Annotated in this window: 21 protein-coding genes and 1 tRNA gene; 6 read left to right on the plus strand and 16 right to left on the minus strand. The window is 64.3% G+C overall.

Translation table 11 applies throughout. From position 1 onward, the window contains the following. Positions 1 to 128 precede the first annotated feature (128 nt). Positions 129 to 2,375 (minus strand): exopolysaccharide transport family protein, encoded by a 2,247-nt coding sequence (locus tag HXX15_RS10445; protein ID WP_296515790.1) that lies wholly within the window; start codon positions 2,373 to 2,375, stop codon positions 129 to 131. Between the two features lie 182 nt (positions 2,376 to 2,557). Between HXX15_RS10445 and HXX15_RS10450 the strand changes: the two genes are divergently transcribed. From HXX15_RS10450 to HXX15_RS10460, 3 genes are all read left to right on the plus strand, one after another. Further along, on the plus strand, positions 2,558 to 3,202 hold the full coding sequence (locus tag HXX15_RS10450) for a polysaccharide biosynthesis/export family protein (protein ID WP_296515792.1): 645 nt from the start codon (positions 2,558 to 2,560) through the stop codon (positions 3,200 to 3,202). A 2-nt stretch (positions 3,203 to 3,204) separates the two neighbouring features. Next, the gene (locus HXX15_RS10455; RefSeq protein ID WP_296515794.1) at positions 3,205 to 4,338 is read left to right on the plus strand and encodes a glycosyltransferase family 4 protein; all 1,134 of its coding nucleotides are present in this window, start codon (positions 3,205 to 3,207) and stop codon (positions 4,336 to 4,338) included. A gap of 108 nt (positions 4,339 to 4,446) precedes the next feature. Further along, the gene (locus tag HXX15_RS10460; protein WP_296515796.1) at positions 4,447 to 5,994 is read left to right on the plus strand and encodes an undecaprenyl-phosphate glucose phosphotransferase; all 1,548 of its coding nucleotides are present in this window, start codon (positions 4,447 to 4,449) and stop codon (positions 5,992 to 5,994) included. Between the two features lie 66 nt (positions 5,995 to 6,060). On the opposite strand, the gene HXX15_RS10465 is transcribed toward HXX15_RS10460, so the two are convergent. The 3 genes from HXX15_RS10465 to HXX15_RS10475 all read right to left on the minus strand — a co-directional run bounded on the left by HXX15_RS10465 (position 6,061) and on the right by HXX15_RS10475 (position 8,258). Then, on the minus strand, positions 6,061 to 6,303 hold the full coding sequence (locus tag HXX15_RS10465; RefSeq protein WP_296515798.1) for a hypothetical protein: 243 nt from the start codon (positions 6,301 to 6,303) through the stop codon (positions 6,061 to 6,063). Between the two features lie 119 nt (positions 6,304 to 6,422). Continuing rightward, complete coding sequence (locus HXX15_RS10470; protein WP_296515799.1) at positions 6,423 to 7,208, minus strand: DUF169 domain-containing protein; 786 nt, start codon at positions 7,206 to 7,208, stop codon at positions 6,423 to 6,425. Positions 7,209 to 7,289: 81 nt separating this feature from the next. Next, complete coding sequence (locus tag HXX15_RS10475; protein ID WP_296515802.1) at positions 7,290 to 8,258, minus strand: SDR family oxidoreductase; 969 nt, start codon at positions 8,256 to 8,258, stop codon at positions 7,290 to 7,292. 254 nt (positions 8,259 to 8,512) lie between these two features. Between HXX15_RS10475 and HXX15_RS10480 the strand changes: the two genes are divergently transcribed. Further along, a complete protein-coding gene (locus HXX15_RS10480) occupies positions 8,513 to 8,830 on the plus strand; it encodes a hypothetical protein (protein WP_296515804.1) in 318 nt (105 codons plus the stop codon). Between the two features lie 42 nt (positions 8,831 to 8,872). Here the strand turns inward: HXX15_RS10480 and HXX15_RS10485 are convergent, their stop codons facing one another. The 8 genes from HXX15_RS10485 to HXX15_RS10520 form a co-directional block, all read right to left on the minus strand. Continuing rightward, positions 8,873 to 9,307 carry a hypothetical protein gene (locus HXX15_RS10485; protein WP_296515806.1) on the minus strand — a complete coding sequence of 145 codons (435 nt, stop codon included), beginning with the start codon at positions 9,305 to 9,307 and terminating at the stop codon, positions 8,873 to 8,875. 312 nt (positions 9,308 to 9,619) lie between these two features. Then, a tRNA-Pro gene (locus HXX15_RS10490) sits at positions 9,620 to 9,697 on the minus strand. Positions 9,698 to 9,829: 132 nt separating this feature from the next. Beyond that, positions 9,830 to 10,417, minus strand: coding sequence for a MerR family transcriptional regulator (locus HXX15_RS10495; protein WP_296515808.1), 588 nt, complete (start codon positions 10,415 to 10,417; stop codon positions 9,830 to 9,832). A 14-nt stretch (positions 10,418 to 10,431) separates the two neighbouring features. Next, positions 10,432 to 10,761 (minus strand): integration host factor subunit alpha, encoded by a 330-nt coding sequence (locus HXX15_RS10500; protein WP_296515810.1) that lies wholly within the window; start codon positions 10,759 to 10,761, stop codon positions 10,432 to 10,434. Positions 10,762 to 10,889: 128 nt separating this feature from the next. After that, on the minus strand, positions 10,890 to 11,867 hold the full coding sequence (locus HXX15_RS10505) for a beta-ketoacyl-ACP synthase III (RefSeq protein WP_296515813.1): 978 nt from the start codon (positions 11,865 to 11,867) through the stop codon (positions 10,890 to 10,892). Further along, positions 11,864 to 12,925: a phosphate acyltransferase PlsX gene (gene plsX / locus HXX15_RS10510; protein WP_296515816.1), complete on the minus strand. Its 1,062-nt coding sequence runs from the start codon at positions 12,923 to 12,925 to the stop codon at positions 11,864 to 11,866. The genes HXX15_RS10505 and plsX overlap by 4 nt, the downstream gene beginning before the upstream one ends. 256 nt (positions 12,926 to 13,181) lie before the next feature. Then, a complete protein-coding gene (locus tag HXX15_RS10515; protein WP_296515818.1) occupies positions 13,182 to 13,748 on the minus strand; it encodes a DUF177 domain-containing protein in 567 nt (188 codons plus the stop codon). A gap of 17 nt (positions 13,749 to 13,765) precedes the next feature. Further along, positions 13,766 to 14,305, minus strand: a complete 540-nt coding sequence (locus HXX15_RS10520) for a ubiquinol-cytochrome C chaperone family protein (RefSeq protein ID WP_296515819.1) — start codon at positions 14,303 to 14,305, stop codon at positions 13,766 to 13,768. 107 nt (positions 14,306 to 14,412) lie between these two features. Here HXX15_RS10520 and HXX15_RS10525 point away from each other — a divergent pair, with 107 nt between their 5' ends. Together HXX15_RS10525 and HXX15_RS10530 are read left to right on the plus strand one after the other, a co-directional pair. Beyond that, complete coding sequence (locus HXX15_RS10525; protein ID WP_296515821.1) at positions 14,413 to 14,898, plus strand: outer membrane protein assembly factor BamE; 486 nt, start codon at positions 14,413 to 14,415, stop codon at positions 14,896 to 14,898. 66 nt (positions 14,899 to 14,964) lie between these two features. Continuing rightward, positions 14,965 to 15,777 (plus strand): arylamine N-acetyltransferase, encoded by an 813-nt coding sequence (locus HXX15_RS10530; protein WP_296515823.1) that lies wholly within the window; start codon positions 14,965 to 14,967, stop codon positions 15,775 to 15,777. A gap of 78 nt (positions 15,778 to 15,855) precedes the next feature. Here HXX15_RS10530 and HXX15_RS10535 read toward each other — a convergent pair whose 3' ends face one another. From HXX15_RS10535 to thiL, 4 genes are all read right to left on the minus strand, one after another. After that, complete coding sequence (locus HXX15_RS10535) at positions 15,856 to 16,050, minus strand: hypothetical protein (protein ID WP_296515825.1); 195 nt, start codon at positions 16,048 to 16,050, stop codon at positions 15,856 to 15,858. A gap of 102 nt (positions 16,051 to 16,152) precedes the next feature. After that, on the minus strand, positions 16,153 to 16,311 hold the full coding sequence (locus tag HXX15_RS10540; protein WP_296515826.1) for a hypothetical protein: 159 nt from the start codon (positions 16,309 to 16,311) through the stop codon (positions 16,153 to 16,155). 169 nt (positions 16,312 to 16,480) lie between these two features. Continuing rightward, positions 16,481 to 18,616 carry a sodium-translocating pyrophosphatase gene (locus HXX15_RS10545; protein ID WP_296515828.1) on the minus strand — a complete coding sequence of 712 codons (2,136 nt, stop codon included), beginning with the start codon at positions 18,614 to 18,616 and terminating at the stop codon, positions 16,481 to 16,483. 273 nt (positions 18,617 to 18,889) lie between these two features. Then, a complete protein-coding gene (gene thiL, locus HXX15_RS10550; protein ID WP_296515830.1) occupies positions 18,890 to 19,870 on the minus strand; it encodes a thiamine-phosphate kinase in 981 nt (326 codons plus the stop codon). Positions 19,871 to 19,955 lie beyond the last annotated feature (85 nt).

A 19,955-nucleotide genomic window follows, 5' to 3' on the forward strand; every position in this document is an offset into this window, starting at 1 on the left:
CGAAGCCGTCATTCCGGGGCGCGAGAGCGCAGCTCAAGCAAACCCGGAATCTCGCGACCTCGACTAGCGTCGAGATTCCGGGTTCGCTCGCCAAATGGCTCGCGCCCCGGAATGACTCGTTCTAGCGACTACGCCGCCACGGTGCTGCGCGCGCCCGGTTCGGTCGCATCGGCCGGCTGCGACGGCTTGCTCAGCATCGTCACCGCCGAGAAGCCGATCGCCTTCAGCTGATCGGCCATCTGGGTGCGCGCTTCGGCGGGCATCGCCGGATCCGGAACCACGATGGCGCGGGCCTGCGCGGTCAGCAGTTCCGCGGGCAGATCGGCCGCGGTTCCGGCGTCGAGCAGCACGTGATCATAGACCCGCAGCAGCGCGTCGAGCGCCAGCGTCAGCCGCGGCGATTGCAGCAGCGCGCGGTCGAAACCCGGCCGGCCGGCGCTGATCAGATGCAGACCCGACATCCGGTCCTTGGTAATGACTTGGCCGAACGAGGCTTCGCCGAGCATCAGTTCGGCCAGACCCGGCGCCGTGGTATCCACCGAAACTGCCTTCAGCGTCGCCGAGGACTCCGACAGATCGACCAGCACCACCTTGGCGTGACGCGCCAGCAGTCGCGCCAGCGTCAACGCGGTCAGGGTCACGCTTTCGGTCTTGCCGGTGCCCAGCACCGTGACCTTGCGCGCGGCGTCACCGGCGGCGCGCAACTGCTGCGCCAGGCTTTCGATTTCGCCAACCGCGGCGGCGAGCTCCGGATGGGTGTCGCGCACCGCCGGGCCAACCGGCGCCGCGGCGAGCTCGGGCGCAACCGGCGGCGCGGTAACGACCGGAAGGGCGACCGGATCAGCGCTGACGGGGGCCACGGCGTCGCGGCCGCGCGGCTGGGTGATGCGCAGCAGTTCGCCTGTGGCGACGCCGCCCGCGGTTAGCATCAGCGTCGCCAGCGTGGCGATCAGCACGATCGGCAGCTTCTTCGGATAGGCCGGCGTATTGGAGACGATGGCGCGGGAGATGATCCGGCCGTCAGCGGGCGCCGCATCGATTGATTCGCGGGTGGTCGCCTCGCGATACTTCGCCAGATAGGATTCCAGCAGGTCGCGCTGCGCCTTGGCCTCGCGTTCCAGCGCACGGAGCTGGACGTCCTGACCGTTGCTCGAGCTCGCTTGCTTTTTCAGCTGTTCGAGGCTGGCGGTGAGCCCCTCGACCCGACCGCCAGCAATCCGTGCGTCATTGTCGAGCGAACGCGAAATCTTGCTCGCCTCCTCGCGCAGCTGCCGGTCGAGATTCGCCAGCTGCGCCTTCAATTCCTTGATCCGCGGGTGGCCGTCGAGCAGCGTCGAGGATTGCTCGGCGAGCTGCGCGCTCAGCGTCACGCGCTGTTCGGACAATCGGCGCGTCAGCTCCGAATTCATCACTTCGGAGGCTTCGATCGGCTTGCCGCTTTGCAGCATCTCGCGAATCAGCCGCGCCTTGGATTCCGCGTCAGACTTCAGCGCCCGCGCGTTATTCAGTTGCGTGTTCAGCTCGCCCATCTGCTGGTTCGACAGCGAGGTGTTGTTGGTACCGATGAACAGGCTGGACTTCGAACGGAAATCCTCGACCCGAGATTCCGCCTCGCCGACCTTCTTGCGCAGGCTGTCGATCTCGCCCGACAGCCACTGCCCGGCCGACTTCGCCTGTGCCTGCCGCGCGCCCTGCTGTAGCACCAGATAGCCGTCGGCGATCGAATTGGCGACGCGCGCCGCCAGATCTGGATCGCGGGACTGGAATTCGATCACAACGACGCGGGATTTGTCGACAGCGTAAGCGGTGAGCCGGTCGAAGTAAGCGTCGAGCACGCGCTCTTCCGGCGTCATCGAGAACGGATCACGGCCGATCCCGAAAAGCGCCAGCAGCGACTTCACCGGCGACAGCCCCTGCAGCACCGGATCGAATTCCGGCCGCTCGGCCAGCTTGTTCTTCTTGATGATTTCACGCGCAAGGTCGCGCGACAGCAACAGTTGCACCTGGCTGGTGACGGCTTCGGGATCGAGCGCGTTGCGCTCTTCATTGCGCTCGCCATTCGGCCGCAGGAACACGTTCTCGCGTCCGTCGATCAGAATGCGGGCCTCGGATTTGTAGCGCGGCGTGATCAGGTTGACGGCAGCGATCGAGATCACCAGTGCCAGCAGCGTCGGCCCGATGATAAGATGTTTCTTGCGCCCCAGTGCCTGGGTGATCAGGCGAAGATCCATATCGCCGTTCGGCGCCGAGACCACCGCGGCCGCCGCAACCTTCGGTTTCTTCGGCTTTTCCGCGGAATCCGTGGCGAGCGTGTCGGCAGGCGAACTGTTGCGAGGCGCCTTGTCCTTACCTGCACGCCAAAACGCGAACCGCATTGTACACTCCTACCTAACGCGACGACCGATCTCTCCAACTGGTCCGATTACAAACGATTAAGGTTGCTGCCCGGTTAATTTGCTCGCCCCGGCGACTGCGAACGCGGCGGAAAGTACCGCGATTACCCTTTGTTAACCATGGATACCCTTAATCGAAGTCGATACTTCTCATGGATTCTCCGATGCAACGCCTGCGCGCCATCATCACCTGTCTATTGGCCGCATTGGCGCTGGCGGGCTGCATGCGACGTTCCACGCCGGTCGCGATGATGAATCCGCAAAGCGATCTCGATGCGATGGCGTACGGCCAGCGCGGCTATCAGCCGTCGGCCTATGCCGCCGCACCGCTCGTGGTGCCGATCTATGGTCCGGACTACCGGCTGGACGCCGGCGACCGACTGCGGATCGTGGTCTACGGTCAGGAAGGGCTCACCAACACCTACATGATCGGCGCCGGCGGCGCGATCACCATGCCGCTGATCGGCGGCGTTCCGGCGCGCGGCCGCACCCCCGCCGGCCTCGCTTCCGAGATCACCGGACGGCTGCGCAACGGCTTCATCCGCGATCCCTCGGTCGCGGTCGAGATAGAGACCTATCGGCCGTTCTTCATTCTCGGCGAAGTCGCCGCTCCCGGCCAATATCCCTACGTGCCGAATATGAGCGTCGAGAGCGCGGTGGCGATCGCCGGCGGGTTCTCGCCGCGCGCCCGGCGCGACCGCGTCACCCTGACCCATCCCGAGGGCGGCGGCGCGGTTCGCGCCGTGGTCCCGCTCGGGACTCCGCTTGGCCCCGGCGATACCGTGCTGGTCGGCGAACGCTGGTTCTGAGCATGAGGCCAAATCTCGATCAACCGCTTCGCATCCTTCACGCGGTTCGCGCCCCGGTCGGCGGAATCATCCGGCATATTCTTGATCTCGCCAACGGGCAGGCCGATCGCGGCCATGAAATCGGACTCATTGCTGACAGCCTGACCGGCGGCGAACGCGCCGAGGCCGCGCTGGCCGAAATCGCGCCGCGGCTGAAGCTCGGCATCTACCGAATGCCGATCCGCCGCGAACCGAACCCGTCCGACGTTCTGGTCTGGGCGCACTTCGCCCGGCTGATCAACCGACTGAAGCCCGACGTGCTGCACGGACACGGCGCCAAGGCCGGCGTGTTCACAAGGGTAAGCCCGATCCCCAACGGCACGATCCGGGTCTACACCCCGCACGGCGGCTCGTTGCACTATCCGAAAAACACCTTGAAAGGCGCGCTCTACAGCCGGATGGAACGGTTCCTGATGAACCGCACCGAACTGTTCCTGTTCGAAAGCGCATTCGCGCGCAACACCTATCAGCGCATGATCGGCAACCCATCCGGACTGGTGCGCTGCGTCTTCAACGGCGTCACCGCCAGCGAGTTCGATCCGGTAGCCATCGCCGACGACGCCACAGACATCGTCTATGTCGGCGAGTTTCGCCATATCAAGGGTGCCGATCTGTTGATCGACGCGGTGGCGCGGCTGCGCGCCGACGGCCGGCCGGTGACGTTGACCCTGGCCGGGGACGGCGAGGAACTCGATACGCTGAAGGCGCAGATCCAACGGCTCGGCCTCACCGACGCGGTGCGCTTCATCGGTCACGTCAAGGCACGCTATGGTTTCTCCAAGGGCCGGCTGCTGGTGGTGCCATCGCGCGGGGATTCGATGCCCTATGTGGTGATCGAGGCCGCCGCGGCGGGAATCCCGATGGTGGCCGCCAATGTCGGCGGCATTCCCGAGATTTTCGGCCCGTACACCGACGCGCTGTTTGCGCCGAATCTGGCAACCGCAATGGCCGACGCGATCGAGACCGCGATCGACGACCCGGCCGCGGTGCAGGAGCGTGCCCGGCTGCTGCGCGAGCGAATCTTCCAGAACTTCTCCCAGAAGTCGATGGTCGAGGGCGTCCTGGCCGGCTATCGCGACGCCTTCGACAATCGTTAACCGTGTCTTGACGCGATAACTCTTTCTTCCGATTTGTCCGCTAAATCCGCCGTGGGGATCTCGCTTGGCCTGCGCGACGACATGCCTGCGCGACAACGGATTAGTGACGTGGAACCAATCAACGCACGCTCCATCATCAATGACGCCGCGGGGGCGGCCGCGACTGCCGAGGCCAGCCCTCCGGTGCTTGAGCGCCGCCGGCGGCTGTCGCCGGCCGCGCTCGCCGTCACCAATCAGAAAGTGCGCGCCGCCTATTCGCCGATCGTGATCGCCGGTTTCGTCCGCCTGGCCGACTTCGGATTGATCGCGCTCGTCGGCATCGCGCTGTACCTCGGCTACGTCGCGCGGCTCGACGGCTTCAGATGGGACTACATCGCCGCCATTCTCGGCATGACCACGACCGCCGTGGTCTGCTTCCAGGCTGCCGACATCTACCAAGTCCAGGTATTTCGCGGCACGCTGCGACAGATGACGCGGATGATCTCGGCGTGGTCGTTCGTGTTCCTGCTGTTCATCGGCGCATCGTTCTTCGCCAAACTCGGCGGCGAGATTTCACGATTCTGGCTGTCGTCATTTTTCCTTGTCGGGCTCGCCGCGCTGATCGCCGAACGACTGATCCTGCGCGGCATGGTGCGGCGCTGGGCACGCGAAGGTCGGCTCGACCGCCGCACCATCATCGTCGGCTCCGACGAGAACGGCGAGAAGCTGATCGAGGCGTTGAAGCAGGACGCCGATTCCGACCTCGACATTCTCGGCGTGTTCGACGACCGCAACGATGCTCGTGCGCTCGACACCTGCGGCGGCAGTCCGAAGCTTGGCAAGATCGACGACATCGTCGAATTCGCCCGCCGCACCCGGGTCGACCTGGTGCTGTTCGCGCTGCCGATCTCGGCCGAGACTCGGATTCTGCAGATGCTGAAGAAGCTATGGGTGCTGCCGGTCGACATCCGGCTCTCCGCCCACACCAACAAGCTGCGGTTCCGGCCGCGTGCCTATTCCTATCTCGGCACGGTGCCGACGCTCGACGTGTTCGAGGCGCCGATCACCGACTGGGACCAGGTGATGAAGCGACTGTTCGACCACGTCGTCGGCGCGCTGATCCTGGTCCTGGCGGCGCCGCTGATGGCGCTGGTGGCGATCGCGATCAAGCTCGACAGCCCGGGGCCGGTGCTGTTCCGGCAGAAGCGGTTCGGCTTCAACAATGAGCGCGTCGATGTGTTCAAGTTCCGCTCGCTGTATCACGACCAGGCCGATCCGCTCGCCGCCAAGATGGTGACCAGGAACGATCCGCGGGTGACGCGTGTTGGACGTTTCATTCGCAAGACCAGCCTCGACGAACTGCCGCAGCTGTTCAACGTAGTATTCAAGAGCAACCTGTCGCTGGTCGGTCCCCGACCCCACGCGGTGCAGGGCAAGCTGCAGAGCCGGCTGTTCGACGAAGCCGTCGACGGTTACTTCGCCCGCCACCGGGTAAAACCCGGCATCACCGGCTGGGCGCAGATCAATGGCTGGCGCGGCGAAGTCGACAGCGAAGAGAAGATTCAGAAGCGTGTCGAATTCGACCTGTACTACATCGAGAACTGGTCGGTGCTGTTCGACCTCTACATCCTGCTGAAGACGCCGCTGGCGCTGATCAAGGGAGAGAACGCCTACTGAGCCAACCTGACATCCGCAAACGAAAACAGCCCCGCTCGCGCGGGGCTGTTTTGCATCTCGATGCGCTTAGCGCTCGATGATCACGGTGCGATTGCGCCCGTGGCGGCGGCGATCGTAGTCCCGATCGCGGTCGCGACGAACGATCACCCGATCGCCTCGATAACCCCGGTCGCCACGATAGCCTCGATCGCGATAGCCATCACGCGCGCCGATACTGACGCCGTCGTCGCCGATGCGGACCTGGGCCGCAGCCGGAGCAGCGCTGCAAACCAGCGCCGCGAAAGCGACTAGAGCGAATTTCTTCAACATCGAAAGATCCTTTTCCGTGCATTTAGTTGCGCGGGACAATCCGGCCGATGCCGCAGAGTTCCATGGCGTTCGCGATATATCTCGCGGAGTGAGCAAATCTATACAGCCGGGCGCCTCGGTTACTTGCCCGCGTAGGACACGCCCATCCCGGCGCGGACGTCGGCCTGGATGCCGTAGGGCGCGATCGGATAGCGCAGCCCGTTTTTCGCCAGCGCCTTCATGCCCACGATCGCCTTGGCGAGTTGCGCCGGCGACAGTGCCATCAGCATTTCCTCGTCGGGGACGCCGCCATAGCGGCGCTCGGCGAAGCACGGTAGCGACAGGCTTGGTTCGCCGGTCGCCAGCGCCCTGCCCCAGGAATCGGCGCAGGCGGTCTCTCCGACTACGCTCCAGTCGAACTTCTTGTAGCCGGTATATTGCAGGCCGTTGATCAGGATGATCATCTGCCCCGGCGTGGCGTAGACGAGACAGATGTCCGGCGGATCGAGCCGCCCACTCGACAACGGCGACACCGCCATCGCCTGATACTGGCCGAACGGCACTACGCTGAGCGCCTGCTGGCGCAAGGCGGCGTCCTCGGCGGTGCCGTGCCAGACCCCGACATAATTCGCGCCGGCCAGCCATTTGTCATCCTGCGGCGCGAGGCCAATGACCGCGCGGCACTGCGCGCCGACCAGATCGTCGGCGGTGATGCCGACGGTCCAGCCCAGCCGCGATGCCATGCTGACGATCTGGTCGGTGGTGTGGATCGCGGTCGGCCGCCTGATCTTCGGGATCGCTTCCATCTCGGCGATCGATGCGAACATCGTCATGCCGATCACGGTGGTCTTCAGCCGCAACAGCGCGTTGAGGTCGGCGACCATGGCCGAGAGGTCAAGCTGGTGGTGCGAGGCGGCTGGCTGCATGGCGTGGCTTCCTTGGCTGATTTGCTTCTTGATTGGTTTCTCGCCGCTCCGCGCATCGTGGGCGAACTCGCCGGGCAACGCTCAACCCAGCTTCCAGCCGACTTCGGCGGCGAAGCTCTGATAGAAGCTCGTGTCATAGGCCTGCTCCGGCGTGGCGCGGACCAACTCGTCGAGGCGGTGGGCATCGTCGCCGACCAGGATGCGCCAACGCTCGGTCTTGACGCCGTCGAGGATGATCCGCGCCGCCGCGGCCGCAGTGGTCGGCGCCTCTTCGAGGAAGCTGCGCGCCCGCTCCCGCGCCATCGCCTGGATATCGTCGTCGGTCATCGGCGAGGTATCGATGCCGCCGGCGTCGAGCCGCCTGCGCGCGCCGGCGATCTCCTCCGGGCTGAGACTGTCGGTGTCGATGCCGTTCTGGATCTTGCGGGAATTCGAGACAATCGCGGTGCCGATATGTCCCGGCATCACCACCGAACATTTGATGTGCGGCGCGTTCAGCCGCAGGTCGCACATCAGCGCTTCGGAAAATCCCTTCACGGCGAATTTCGCGGCGCTGTAGGCGGTGTGTGGGGTGTTCGGCCCGATCGATGCCCAGAAGCCGTTGACGCTCGAGGTGTTGACGATGTGGCCCTCGTCGGCCTGCAGCAGCATCGGCAGGAACAGCCTTGTGCCGAGATAGACCCCGCCCCAGCAGATGTTGAAAGTCTTCTCCCATTGTTCGCGGCTGTTGGTGAACATGCTGCCGCCGCCGCCGATCCCGGCATTGTTGAACAACAGATGGATCTTGTCGGTCTCCTGCTGCTCGGCGACCTCGTCGCGAAACCGCCGCATCTGCTCCTCGTCGGAGACGTCGGCAAGATGGGTGGTGATGCGCAGCCCCTGCGGCAGCCGCTCGACTTCGCAGAGCCGTTTTGTCTCGGCCATCGCCGTGGCGGAGACGTCGCAGATCGCGACATTACAGCCTTCGGCAACGAGCTGGCGCGCGAGTTCGCGGCCCATGCCGGTGCCGCCTCCGGTGATGACAGCGATCCTGTCGGCAAAATCCCTCATGAGACGGTCGCAGTCCTTCCCGGGTTGGTGTTCTTGGTCGTGCCGGACGGTTCGAGCCCCCCGTTGCGGCGACCATAGCCCGCGATTCCCGGCCAAGCGAGTCCGTCGCAACAGCCCCCTTTGACCACGCCGAACTCGACATTCCGGCTCGCGGACATTGGTCGTCAGGTGCGACCCGGACAGCGGACGATCTTCCGCGCCAGCTGGAATCGGCCTATCTTTGTATAACATTCTGGACAACCGAGGAGCATGCGATGCTTGCAGCAACCCTTCAGACCGCGGCGTTTCTGTTCCTGCTGTTGATTGTGATGATGGTGTTTTCGGTGTTCGTCGCGTTCATGGCGCCGCCGGTGTCGAAATCGCCGGCGCTGAGCTTCACCTCGGTGTTGCTGTATTTCGCCGCCGAGCTCGCCGCGCTGATCTGCGCGGTGTGGATCGTGGTCGAGATCAGCGGCTTCGACCTACTGCCGATCCTGATCGCACTGGCGGTGGCCGCAGTGGTGTTCATGCCGCAGCTGGTGGCGAAGATCCCGGTCCCCGCGGCGGTGACCGGAATGCTCGGTAAAAAGTAGCGCCAGGGACGAGGGGATTCGGTCGGGTCGCGAACGCCGCGGTTAGGCGCGTCGGCGTGCGATTACGCCGGCGACGATCTGCATGGTGACGCCGACCAGCCAGCCCAGCAGGATGATCGCCGTCCAGAACAGATGCGGGTTGGTTCGCAGCACCACAACGCTGACCGAGACGAACGCCGTCAGCGAAGCGAGAAAGGTGCCGACCGCGCTGAGAAATTCCGCCGCGTCGATCTTGCCGCGCGGGGCGCCGGCGGCGAGCCCGCTCTCCGGCGGATGAAAGGTAAGCCGCGGAATGTCGATCCCCAGATAGAAACCGATCGCGCCGGCGACCATCATGGTGAGCAAAAACCCCACCGAGGTCAGCAACGCGATGCTGGATCCGACATGGGCGCCGACGAACATGCCGCTCGCCGCGCCGGCCATCGACAGGCCGCTGCGCTCCAAGATGTGGGCAGCTTTTCTGACACGGAATCGCATGGGGGTGACTCACCTTCGTGAAGCCACCAAAGCTAGGACTTTTTTGTCCAATTAGGAAGCAAACCCTGCGGGCGGCGACCGAAACTTGTGGCGTCGGCTGATGGCGTTCGCTGATGGACTGTTTTTGGTGCCCGTCGTCAGCGAGCGCCACGGATTGATCCTTGCCGGGAGAAAAGCAACTGAGAACGCGTCACAGTTTTCCGCTCAGGATGCTCGATCGACGACGCGACGGAGCCGGGATTGGCAATGGCCGAGGGTCGCAATCACCCCAACAGGATCAAAACCACGGTGAGGAAAGGCAACGGCTTAAATTGGTCGGAGCGAGAGGATTTGAACCTCCGACCCCTAGTCTCCCAGACTAGTGCGCTAACCGGGCTGCGCCACGCTCCGATGCCGTTCCTGTAGCTTCGTTCGGCCCGGGGCGCAAGAAGCCGATAGGTCCTGAATAGGCTCTGAAGGGGCGCCGGGCCGACTTTTGCCGCCGCGAGACCCGCCGATGCGGCAGCGAGGCACCAGGCGCCGTCAGCCCTCTTTCATGGCGCTGTCGAGCATCTGCCGGCAGGCCACCAGATCGTCCAGCACGCCGCGCAGCCAGACTACGTCGAACGGGTGCGCCGAACTCTCGACGCCCGGGATCACGTCGTTGTCGCGATCGGCCGCGGCCGACTCCACCTCCGCCCCGAATCCCGGCTCGCGCAGCGCGGCGTGAATGTCGAGCCCCCCATCTTCGCCATCGTAATCGTCGTCGTCGATGTCGATGCCCGGCGCGAGATCGTGTTCTTTTTCGGAGACGCTGCGTCCAATCGCTTCTTCCACCGCGCCGAAGGTGGCGGTTGCCGAGCCGTCGGCAAGCCGCTGCACCGACTTGATGCCGTGCTCCTTGAGAATGCGCTGGACGCCGCGGATGGTGTAGCCCTCGCCGTACAGCAGCCGGCGAATGCCCTTCAACAGATCGACGTCGTCGGGGCGATAATAGCGGCGGCCGCCGCTGCGCTTCATCGGCTTGATCTGGGTAAAGCGGGTTTCCCAGAATCTCAGGACATGCTGAGGGATGTCGAGTTCGTCGGCGACTTCGCTGATGGTTCGGAATGCATCCGGCGCTTTGTCCAAATGCGTGCTCCTCGTCAGTTGCCGGTGGCTTCCGGCTTGCCGGAGCCGTTAGCGTTGATCCTTTGTTTCAGGATCGCCGACGGCTTGAACACCATGACGCGCCGCGGCGAGATCGGCACCTCGGTGCCGGTCTTCGGATTGCGGCCGATTCGCTGGCCCTTCTTGCGCACCATGAACGATCCGAACGAAGACAATTTCACGGTCTCGCCCTTTTCCAGGCAATCGGTGATTTCCTTCAGGACCAATTCTACAAAGGCCGACGACTCCGTACGCGACAGCCCCACCTTTTGGTAGACCGCTTCGCACAGATCGACGCGTGTAACTGTCTTCCCGGTTCCGGTCATCGCCTGCCCCGCTCACGGCGAAAAAATTGAGTGCTGAAATTATGAGTTAAACGATCAGCGGTCAACAGCGCCAGTTCCAAGACTAGCATGGAACTCAATGGAAATGCTGAAATATTTAAGCAGTTCGCTTACCAGCGCAGCAACGCCGAGCCCCAGGTGAAGCCGCCGCCCATCGCCTCCAGCAGCACCAGATTGCCCTTCTTGATGCGGCCATCGGCGACCGCAGCTGCGAGCGCCAGCGGAATCGAGGCCGCCGAGGTGTTGCCGTGACGATCGACCGTCATCACCACTTTTTGCGGTGCAATATGAAGCTTGTGCGCGGACGCGTCGATGATCCGCTTGTTGGCCTGGTGCGGCACGAACCAATCGACCTGCTCGGCGTTGGTGCCGCTGGCCTCGAACGCATCGACGATCACCCCGGTGATCATGCCGACGGCGTGCTTGAACACTTCGCGACCTTCCATCCGCAGATGGCCGACCGTCTGGGTCGAGGACGGGCCGCCGTCGACGTAGAGTTTCGATTTATGGCGCCCGTCGGAGCGCAGATGCGTGGTCAGCACGCCGCGGTCGGCGCTGGTGCCCCAGCCTTCCTGCGCCTCCAGCACGATCGCGCCGGCGCCGTCGCCGAACAGCACGCAGGTGCCGCGATCATTCCAATCGAGAATCCGCGAGAACGTTTCCGCGCCGATCACCAGCGCACGCTTAAAGGAACCGCCGCGCAAGAAATTGTCGGCGGTGGCGACCGCGAACACGAAGCCCGAACACACCGCCTGCAGGTCGAAGGCGGCGCCGTGGTTGATGCCGAGCGCGGCCTGCACCGCCACCGCAGTGGCGGGGAATGTATTGTCGGGCGTCGAGGTCGCCAGCACGATCAGGTCGATCTGCTGGGCGTCGATCCCAGCGTCCGCGAGTGCGGCCTTGGCCGCGTGGATTGCCAGATGCGAGGTGAACTCGCCCTCTGCGGCGATGTGGCGTTCCCTGATCCCGGTGCGCTGGACGATCCACTCGTCGGACGTATCCACCTTGGCTGCCAGTTCGGCGTTGGTCAGAATCCGCTCCGGCAGATAACCGCCGCAGCCAAGCACCACCGAACGTATTGCAGTCACGAGATAGCCTCCTGAGCGGTCTTCGCCTGAGCCAGTGCGCCGCCGTCACGATTGAGCGTTTGATTGATCTTGGTCAGGAGATCGTAGCGAACCATCTCATAGCCAACATCGACCGCATAGGCAAAGCCGTCGGCATTGGTTCCGCCGTGGCTCTTGACCACGATGCCGTTGAGGCCGAGGAAAACCCCGCCATTCGACTTGTTGGGGTCCATCTTCTCGCGCAGCGCCCGGAACGCCCCGCGAGCGAACAGATAGCCGATCTTGGACATCAGCGTGCTGGACATCGCGCTGCGCAGGTACTCGGTAATCTGGCGCGCAGTTCCTTCGGCCGCCTTCAGCGCAATATTGCCGCTGAAGCCCTCGGAGACGATGACGTCCGCGGCGCCCTTGCCGATGCCATCGCCCTCGACGAAGCCGATGAACTCGAACTGCGGCGACTGCATCGCCCGCAGCAATTCGGCAGCCTCGCGGATTTCCTCGCCGCCCTTGATCTCCTCGGTGCCGATGTTGAGCAGACCCACGGTCGGCCGTTCCAGGTCGAACAGCACGCTCGCCGTCGCGGCGCCCATGACTGCCAGCGCCTTGAGGTGCTGGGCGTCGCCGCCGATCGAGGCGCCGAGGTCGAGCACGATGGAATCGCCGCGGATGGTCGGCCAGATCGCCGCGATCGCCGGCCGGTCGATCCCCGGCAGCATCCGCAGGCAGAACCGCGCCATCGCCATCAGCGCCCCGGTGTTGCCGGCCGACACCGCGACGTCGGCCTCGCCCTTCTTCACCGCCTCGATCGCCAGCCACATCGACGAAGTCTTACGGCCGCGACGCAGCGCCTGGCTCGGCTTGTCGTTCATGCTCACCGAGACGTCGGTATGGATGACGCGCGACACTTTTTTCAGCGCCGGATGCAGATCGAGCTGCTTGTTGATCAAAGCGCTGTCGCCGAACAGCAGGAATTCGGAGTCCGGGTGACGCGTCAGCGAGATCGCCGCACCGGGAACGACGACCGAAGCCCCAAAATCGCCCCCCATGGCGTCAAGCGCTATTCGAACCTTCTGAGCCATGGACGTTCCGGAAACCTGATGTGTTGCGGCCGTGAAGCGCTCGGCCGCGGACTAAAAATCGGCCCCGTCGAGGCGATCGACGAGGTGCAGCGCTGTACCCCGTTCGGGCGGGACAATAGCGTTTCCCGGCTCCGATACAACATCTTGACCCGGCAGATTTAAGTCGGAGATGCCGGTTGTTCGGCACCGGCCGATCGTCGATTCCGTTGAATTCTGTGGGGTTTGAACGAGACCGGTAATTTTCCACCGGAGCGGATCAATCGCCCTTCGATTTCCGCGAACGGGACGGTTTCGGCGGCGTCTTGAGCGCCTTCAATGCCGCGAACGGATGCTCGTCGGGGTTGACCGGTTCGACAATCGGCTCGAACACCGCGTCAGGTTTGCGCGGATAGGGATCGAGTCCCAGAAACAGCGCGTCTGTCGCCAGCCGGCCGATGTCGATGATGCCTTTCACGATCGGCTCCGGCGGATCGGCGGTCTCGGCCTCGCTGCCGTCATCGATCGACTCGGCCAGTTCGCGAATCTGCGACGCCGGGGCAAAAATCAAATCGATTGCCTCGTCGACCTCGTTTTCAACCGGATCGAGCGTGACCACGCAGGTCTGACACACCCGGGCCTTGACCCCGCCCTGCACCCGCACCCGGCCCTCGCCGACCGGCGTCAGGTCCAGCGTGGCTTTGGCCGCCATCACCTTCTGCAGGCCGCCGAGCGCCGCCATGGCGTCGCGTTCGCCGGGGCCGGCCTCGATCTCGCGATGCAGCCCGGTCTCGGGAATCTGCATCACCGTGACCGCCACGCTCCAGGGATTATCCGCATCCGTCATTGGGCTCGCTCTGTTCATCAGACTACCACAGGCTGCTGAAAGCCGAACGACCCGGTGCGGAGATGCGCCCGGTCGACCTGTTCCAGCGCCGCAACCGACCGTACAACATAGGTCGCGAGCCGCTGCGCCTGTTCAAACCCGGAGCCGTTCAGCACATTCTTGTTCAGCGCCTTGATCAACTCGTCCTGGCCCGCCGCGATCGCCTGATCATAGGCCGCGGCGCGGCCATAAAAAGCTTCGCCGAACGCCTGCATCCGCTTCGGCACGGTCAGGTCGCCGACCCCCAATTCGCGCAGATTGGCGTCCAGATCGCTGCAGAAATAGTCGAACAGCGCCTGGGCGAACGGTTTGTTGTCCGGGATCGCCCGGATTCGCCGCAACACCATCCACAAATGCAGCACGATCATCTCGAAACGGCCGTTAACCGTGTCCGCCACGCCGAGGTCTTGATAAAACGTCGGTTCTCGCGCTTGCGCCACGATCATGCCATAGATGGTCTCGATGGTGCCGCGCGATGGCGTCCGGGGCTTACTGAAGCGATTGAACGGCCAAAACATTGTGGGTTCCAGAAGCGAGCCCATGCGGGCCGCGAAGATTGCAATCCGAACTGCTGCCCGGTACGTCAACGCCTTGCGCGATGCAAGGGGATAGGGCCTGCTCCCGTATGAGTATTTCGAACCAACATGGCGAACGCGGTAACCGGACGCGCGCTCGAGTCGCAATTTGGCGCAAGCTCGGGCCAGCCCTCGCCGTGGCGCTGCTGTTCGCCGGCATGAGCGGCTGCACCTCAGAGAGCTTCCAGAAGGGCTACATTCTACCCAATGGCGCGCTCGAGCAAATCCCGATCGGCGCCAGCCAGGACCAGGTGCTGATCGTGATGGGAACGCCGTCGACGGTGGCCACCCTGAGCGGCGAGGTGTTCTATTACATTTCACAGCGCGCCGAGCGCCCGGTGGCGTTCATGCCGCAGAAGGTGACCGACCAGCGGGTAATCGCGATCTATTTCGACCAGAACCGTCTGGTCCGGCGAATCGCCAATTACGGCCTGCAGGACGGCAAGATTTTCGACTTCATTAGCCGCACCACACCGACCAGCGGCCAGGAAATGAGCTACCTCACCCCGCTTTTCAAGCTGCTCAGCTTCCACTAGCATTTGCCAATCATAGGCAAATAGCCGGGTTCGGATCGCGCCCGTCCACGGCGCCGGAGCGGTGTCATGGCGGCCGGGTTTCGACTGGACAGCTACCTAGAACGGATCGGCTTTCAAGGAACGCTCCGATCGGATCTGACGACGCTGGCCGCGCTCCATGCGGCTCACGTCGATGCGATCCCGTTCGAAAACTTCGATCCGCTGCTGCGCCGGCCGGTTGATCTCGATCTCGCCTCGGTCCAGCGAAAGCTCGTCGATAGCCGGCGCGGCGGATATTGCTTTGAACAGAATGCACTGTTCAGGGCTGCGCTCGAGGCGGTCGGCTTCAGGGTGACCGGCCTCAGCGGACGCGTGCGGTGGATGTCGCCGCCCGAGGCGCCGCTCGGTCCGCGCGTGCACATGTTGCTCAAGGTCGATCTGGACGATGGATCCTACCTCGCCGATGTCGGCTTCGGCGCTCGGCTGCTCGACACACCGCTGCAATTTGCGACCGACGTCGAGCAAAGCAGCGCGATGGGCACTTACCGGCTCAGTGCAGCCGATGGCCTGTACGCGCTGAGCGCAAGGCAGCCCGACGACTGGCGTGAGATGTACGTCTTCAACCTGGAGCCGCAATTCCCTTCGGACTACGAGCTTGGCAACTGGTTCACCTCGACCAGTCCGGCGGCGCCGTTTCTCAGCAATCTGATCGTCGAACGGCTGAGCCGCGACACCCGTTACAAGCTGGTCAATCGCAGGTTCATCACCGAGGCGCGCGACGGTCGGGTCGTCGATGAACGAGCGATCACCGATGCCGCAGAATTGCATCGGCTGCTCGATGAGACCTTCCGCATCACGCCGCCGGCGCCGATCGAGCAAATCTTTCAAAACCTGAATTGAGTGGCGAATCGAACCTGCTTGCGAGGTGTCGAGCCACCAGGAAGGCCTGCAGATGGAGGTGAAGTCCGTCACCTCCGGCTAATGCGGCGTGGCCTTGAACCAGTTCCAGGCCAGCAGCACCGCCGCTGACAGCGCAATCGCGATCAGCATTCCCGGCTGAACCGGGTTCGCGCGTCCGGAGCCCCTTTGGATGCCGCCGCAGCACGGACAGGTCGTCACGCCCATCGGGATGGTGCTTCCGCACCAATTGCAGTTGGTGGTGTCGAACTCCATGATGACCTCTTCGGACCGTGGCTGCCTGCTGTCAGTCGCTGCCCATCACGCCGAAGTTCAACAACGCCCGGCGGTTCATGCCGGGAGCATCCGGGCCGGGCTCTACCCCTTCGACTTGTTGATCTTCTTGAGCCTCGCATCGGTATCTTCGATCGAGGCCGCAAGCTCCAGGATCGCCTTGGAGAGCAGTTCGATGGCCTCCTTCTGGTCCTGCGACTTGGCCGCGCGCAGCGCGTAGTTCTTGGCGGATGAGAGTGACATGCGTCGTCCTTTCGTGTGATCAGATCTGTAGTCTGGATGCAGCGAAGCGCAATCCGGGATAGCGTATCTGCAAGCACAGCCTCGCATTTCGGTTCGTTTCGTACCGGCTACAACGCAAAAACCCCGCGGCTCGCGCCGCGGGGTTTTCGTCTCGTTCAGAATGCGCAGCTCAGTGCGCCAGGATCGCCAGCAGCAGCAGCGCCACGATGTTGGTGATCTTGATCATCGGGTTGACGGCGGGGCCCGCCGTATCCTTGTAGGGATCGCCGACGGTGTCGCCAGTGACGGCAGCCTTGTGGGCGTCAGAGCCCTTGCCGCCATAATGGCCGTCCTCGATGTACTTCTTGGCGTTGTCCCAGGCGCCGCCGCCCGAGGTCATCGAGATCGCGACGAACAGGCCGGTAACGATCACGCCGAGCAGCATTGCGCCGACCGCGGAGAACGCCGCCGACTTGCCGGCTGTGCCGCCACCGGCGATCGCGAAGATCGCGAAGTAGACGAAGATCGGCGACAGCACCGGCAGCAGCGACGGAATGATCATTTCCTTGATCGCCGCCTTGGTCAGCAGGTCGACGGCCTTGCCGTAATCCGGCTTGTCGGTGCCCTGCATGATGCCCGGCTTCTCGCGGAACTGACGACGCACTTCCTCGACGATCGCGCCGGCGGCGCGGCCGACCGCGGTCATGCCCATCGCGCCGAACAGATACGGCAGCAGGCCGCCGAACAAGAGGCCGACCACGACGTAGGGGTTGTTCAGCGAGAAGTCCGGCAGCACGCCCTTGAAATAGGGGAACTGCGCGGCGTTGGCGGTGAAGTACTTCAGGTCTTCGTTATAGGCCGCGAACAGCACCAGCGCGCCGAGACCGGCGGAGCCGATCGCGTAGCCCTTGGTGACCGCCTTGGTGGTGTTGCCGACGGCGTCGAGTGCGTCGGTGGCCTTGCGGACTTCCTTCGGCAGGCCGGCCATTTCGGCAATGCCGCCGGCATTGTCGGTGACCGGGCCGAAGGCGTCGAGCGCCACGATCATGCCGGCCAGCGCCAGCATCGTGGTGGTGGCGATCGCGATGCCGAACAGGCCGGCCAGGCTGAAGGTGACCAGGATGCCGGCGATGATGACGATCGCCGGCATCGCCGTCGACTCCATCGAAATCGCCAGACCCTGGATCACATTGGTGCCGTGGCCGGTGACCGAGGACGCCGCGATCGACTTCACCGGGCGATAATCGGTGCCAGTGTAGTATTCGGTGATCCAGATGATCAGGCCGGTGACGGCCAGACCGACGATCCCGCATTCGAACAACGCGAGACCGGTATACTCCACCCCGGAGGCGGCCTTGACGCCGAGCGGGCCGAAGCCGACCAGCCAGTAGATCACGCCGGCGACCGCGAACAGCGACAGCACGCCGGTGGCGATCAGGCCCTTGTACAGCGCGCCCATGATGGACTGGCTGGCACCGAGCTTGACGAAGAAAGTGCCGATGATCGAGGTGATGATGCAGACGCCGCCGATGGCGAGCGGCAGGGTCATCATGTTGACCAGATGCGGCGAGTTCGCGAAGAAGATCGCCGCCAGCACCATGGTGGCGACCGCGGTCACCGCATAGGTCTCGAACAGATCGGCGGCCATGCCGGCGCAATCGCCGACGTTGTCGCCGACGTTGTCGGCGATGGTGGCCGGGTTGCGCGGATCGTCTTCCGGAATGCCGGCTTCGACCTTGCCGACCAGATCGCCGCCGACGTCCGCACCCTTGGTGAAGATGCCGCCGCCGAGTCGGGCGAAGATCGAGATCAGCGAGGCGCCGAAGCCGAGCGCGACCAGCGCATCCACGACCGTGCGGCTGTTGGCCGCCAGATTGAGGTAATGCGTCAGGTAGGCGAAGTAGATGGTGACGCCGAGCAGCGCCAGACCCGCCACCAGCATGCCGGTGATGGCGCCGGCCTTGAACGCCAGTTCAAGACCGCCGGCCAGCGACGTGGTCGCCGCCTGCGCGGTGCGGACGTTGGCGCGCACCGAGACGTTCATGCCGATGAAGCCGGCGGCGCCCGAGAGCACCGCGCCGATCACGAAGCCCACCGCGACCAGCGCGCCGAGGAAGTAGTACAAGAGCGCGAAGATCACGACGCCGACGATGGCGATCGTCATATATTGGCGCTTGAGGTAAGCCTGCGCGCCCTCACGCACCGCCGCGGCGATTTCCTGCATCCGCGCGTTGCCGGCATCGGCGCCGAGCACCGACGACGTCGCCCAGATGGCGTAAACGATCGAAAGCGCTCCGCAGAGCACAATCACCCATAATGCTGTCATTGATATTGCCTCGTCCCTAGATCTTGCCCCGCGTCATTCACCGCAAGGCGCGGAGGACGCACAAAAACAAGGCCTGCCCTGCTCAAGAGAGCGGCCTCAAATCGGCGGGACCATGCCAAAATCGTCATCCCGGCGCAACGCTGCGAACGGTGTAAACCGTCATTTTTCTGACTGATTTTGGCCAGGCCGGTGTCAAGACAGCCTTACGACGAACCGCCTAACGCATGGATCCAGAAAGCCGCGTCCCGGTTGGCGACCATCATTGTGCGCCATCTAGAAATGGCTATACGACAATGCCTTCAGCAATATGTCGTCACCCCGCCGGTTCCGGAACCGCGGCAGCCCTGTGCCGGCGACGGCGAGACCGATTTGCGTGACCGGGATTCCGGCAAGCCGCGCCGCCGCCGCGAAGGGCTCGAAGCGATTCTCCGGAACAGTGCACAGAATCTCGTAATCGTCGCCCCCGGTGAGCAGCCGGTCGATCCCGGCCGCGCCGGCCTCGACCATGCTGCGCGCGCCAGGGGACAACGGGATCGCGCCGACATCGATGGTCGCCGACAGCCCTGATACCGCGCACAGCTTGGCAAGATCGCCGGCCAACCCGTCGGAGACATCCATCGCCGCGCTGGCGTGATCGCGCACTGCCATCGCCAGAGCGCAGCGCGGCTGCGGAACCCGGTAGCGCTGCACCAGAGTGTCGCACGCGGCGGCATCCAGCGCTGTGGCCGCGGCGCCGCCTTTCAGAATGTCGAGCCCGAGCGTGGCGTCGCCGATCGTGCCGGTTACGACGATCCGGTCGCCGACTTCGGCGCCGCTCCGCCGCACCATCCGTCCGGGCAAGGTGCGGCCGAACGCCGTCACCGAAATCATCAGCGGCCCCGGCGTCGAGACGGTATCGCCGCCGAGCAGCGGGCAACGAAACGACACCGCGTCCTCACCGAGCGCGCGGGCAAACGGCGCCAGCCATTGGTCATCGGCGGCGCGCAGCGCCAGCGTCAGCAGGAAGCCGGCCGGCTCGGCCCCCTTGGCGGCAAGATCCGACAGGTTCACCCTCAGCGCCTTGCGGGCGATGGAGTCGGGCGGATCACCGGGGAGGAAATGCACACCCTCGACGATAGCGTCGGTGGTCACCACCAGATCGTCGGCGGAGGATTTCAGGATCGCGGCGTCGTCGGACAGGTCGAACGCGCCGGGATCGGTCGCCAGCGGCCCGAAATAGCGCACGATCAGGGAGTCTTCGCCGGAGGCGGCCATCGTGAGGTTCCCGAATCCTGGTTGGGCGGCTGGCGCATCATCCTGCCGCCCTCTCGATCCAACCTATGCACGGGCAAACGGAATG

The sequence above is a fragment of the Rhodopseudomonas sp. genome, from assembly GCF_013377015.1.
Classification (GTDB): Bacteria; Pseudomonadota; Alphaproteobacteria; order Rhizobiales; family Xanthobacteraceae; genus JARJEH01.

Excerpts from the sequence above, each read along its gene's own strand:
- HXX15_RS10445 (WP_296515790.1), bottom strand. The coding sequence starts at position 2,375 with ATGCGGTTCGCGTTTTGGCGTGCAGGTAAGGACAAGGCGCCTCGCAAC.
- HXX15_RS10450 (WP_296515792.1), top strand. The coding sequence starts at position 2,558 with ATGCAACGCCTGCGCGCCATCATCACCTGTCTATTGGCCGCATTGGCG.
- HXX15_RS10455 (WP_296515794.1), top strand. The coding sequence starts at position 3,205 with ATGAGGCCAAATCTCGATCAACCGCTTCGCATCCTTCACGCGGTTCGC.
- HXX15_RS10465 (WP_296515798.1), bottom strand. The coding sequence starts at position 6,303 with ATGTTGAAGAAATTCGCTCTAGTCGCTTTCGCGGCGCTGGTTTGCAGC.
- HXX15_RS10470 (WP_296515799.1), bottom strand. The coding sequence starts at position 7,208 with ATGCAGCCAGCCGCCTCGCACCACCAGCTTGACCTCTCGGCCATGGTC.
- HXX15_RS10475 (WP_296515802.1), bottom strand. The coding sequence starts at position 8,258 with ATGAGGGATTTTGCCGACAGGATCGCTGTCATCACCGGAGGCGGCACC.
- HXX15_RS10480 (WP_296515804.1), top strand. The coding sequence starts at position 8,513 with ATGCTTGCAGCAACCCTTCAGACCGCGGCGTTTCTGTTCCTGCTGTTG.
- HXX15_RS10485 (WP_296515806.1), bottom strand. The coding sequence starts at position 9,307 with ATGCGATTCCGTGTCAGAAAAGCTGCCCACATCTTGGAGCGCAGCGGC.
- HXX15_RS10500 (WP_296515810.1), bottom strand. The coding sequence starts at position 10,761 with ATGACCGGAACCGGGAAGACAGTTACACGCGTCGATCTGTGCGAAGCG.
- plsX (WP_296515816.1), bottom strand. The coding sequence starts at position 12,925 with ATGGCTCAGAAGGTTCGAATAGCGCTTGACGCCATGGGGGGCGATTTT.
- HXX15_RS10515 (WP_296515818.1), bottom strand. The coding sequence starts at position 13,748 with ATGACGGATGCGGATAATCCCTGGAGCGTGGCGGTCACGGTGATGCAG.
- HXX15_RS10520 (WP_296515819.1), bottom strand. The coding sequence starts at position 14,305 with ATGTTTTGGCCGTTCAATCGCTTCAGTAAGCCCCGGACGCCATCGCGC.
- HXX15_RS10525 (WP_296515821.1), top strand. The coding sequence starts at position 14,413 with ATGAGTATTTCGAACCAACATGGCGAACGCGGTAACCGGACGCGCGCT.
- HXX15_RS10530 (WP_296515823.1), top strand. The coding sequence starts at position 14,965 with ATGGCGGCCGGGTTTCGACTGGACAGCTACCTAGAACGGATCGGCTTT.
- HXX15_RS10535 (WP_296515825.1), bottom strand. The coding sequence starts at position 16,050 with ATGGAGTTCGACACCACCAACTGCAATTGGTGCGGAAGCACCATCCCG.
- HXX15_RS10540 (WP_296515826.1), bottom strand. The coding sequence starts at position 16,311 with ATGTCACTCTCATCCGCCAAGAACTACGCGCTGCGCGCGGCCAAGTCG.
- HXX15_RS10545 (WP_296515828.1), bottom strand. The coding sequence starts at position 18,616 with ATGACAGCATTATGGGTGATTGTGCTCTGCGGAGCGCTTTCGATCGTT.
- thiL (WP_296515830.1), bottom strand. The coding sequence starts at position 19,870 with ATGGCCGCCTCCGGCGAAGACTCCCTGATCGTGCGCTATTTCGGGCCG.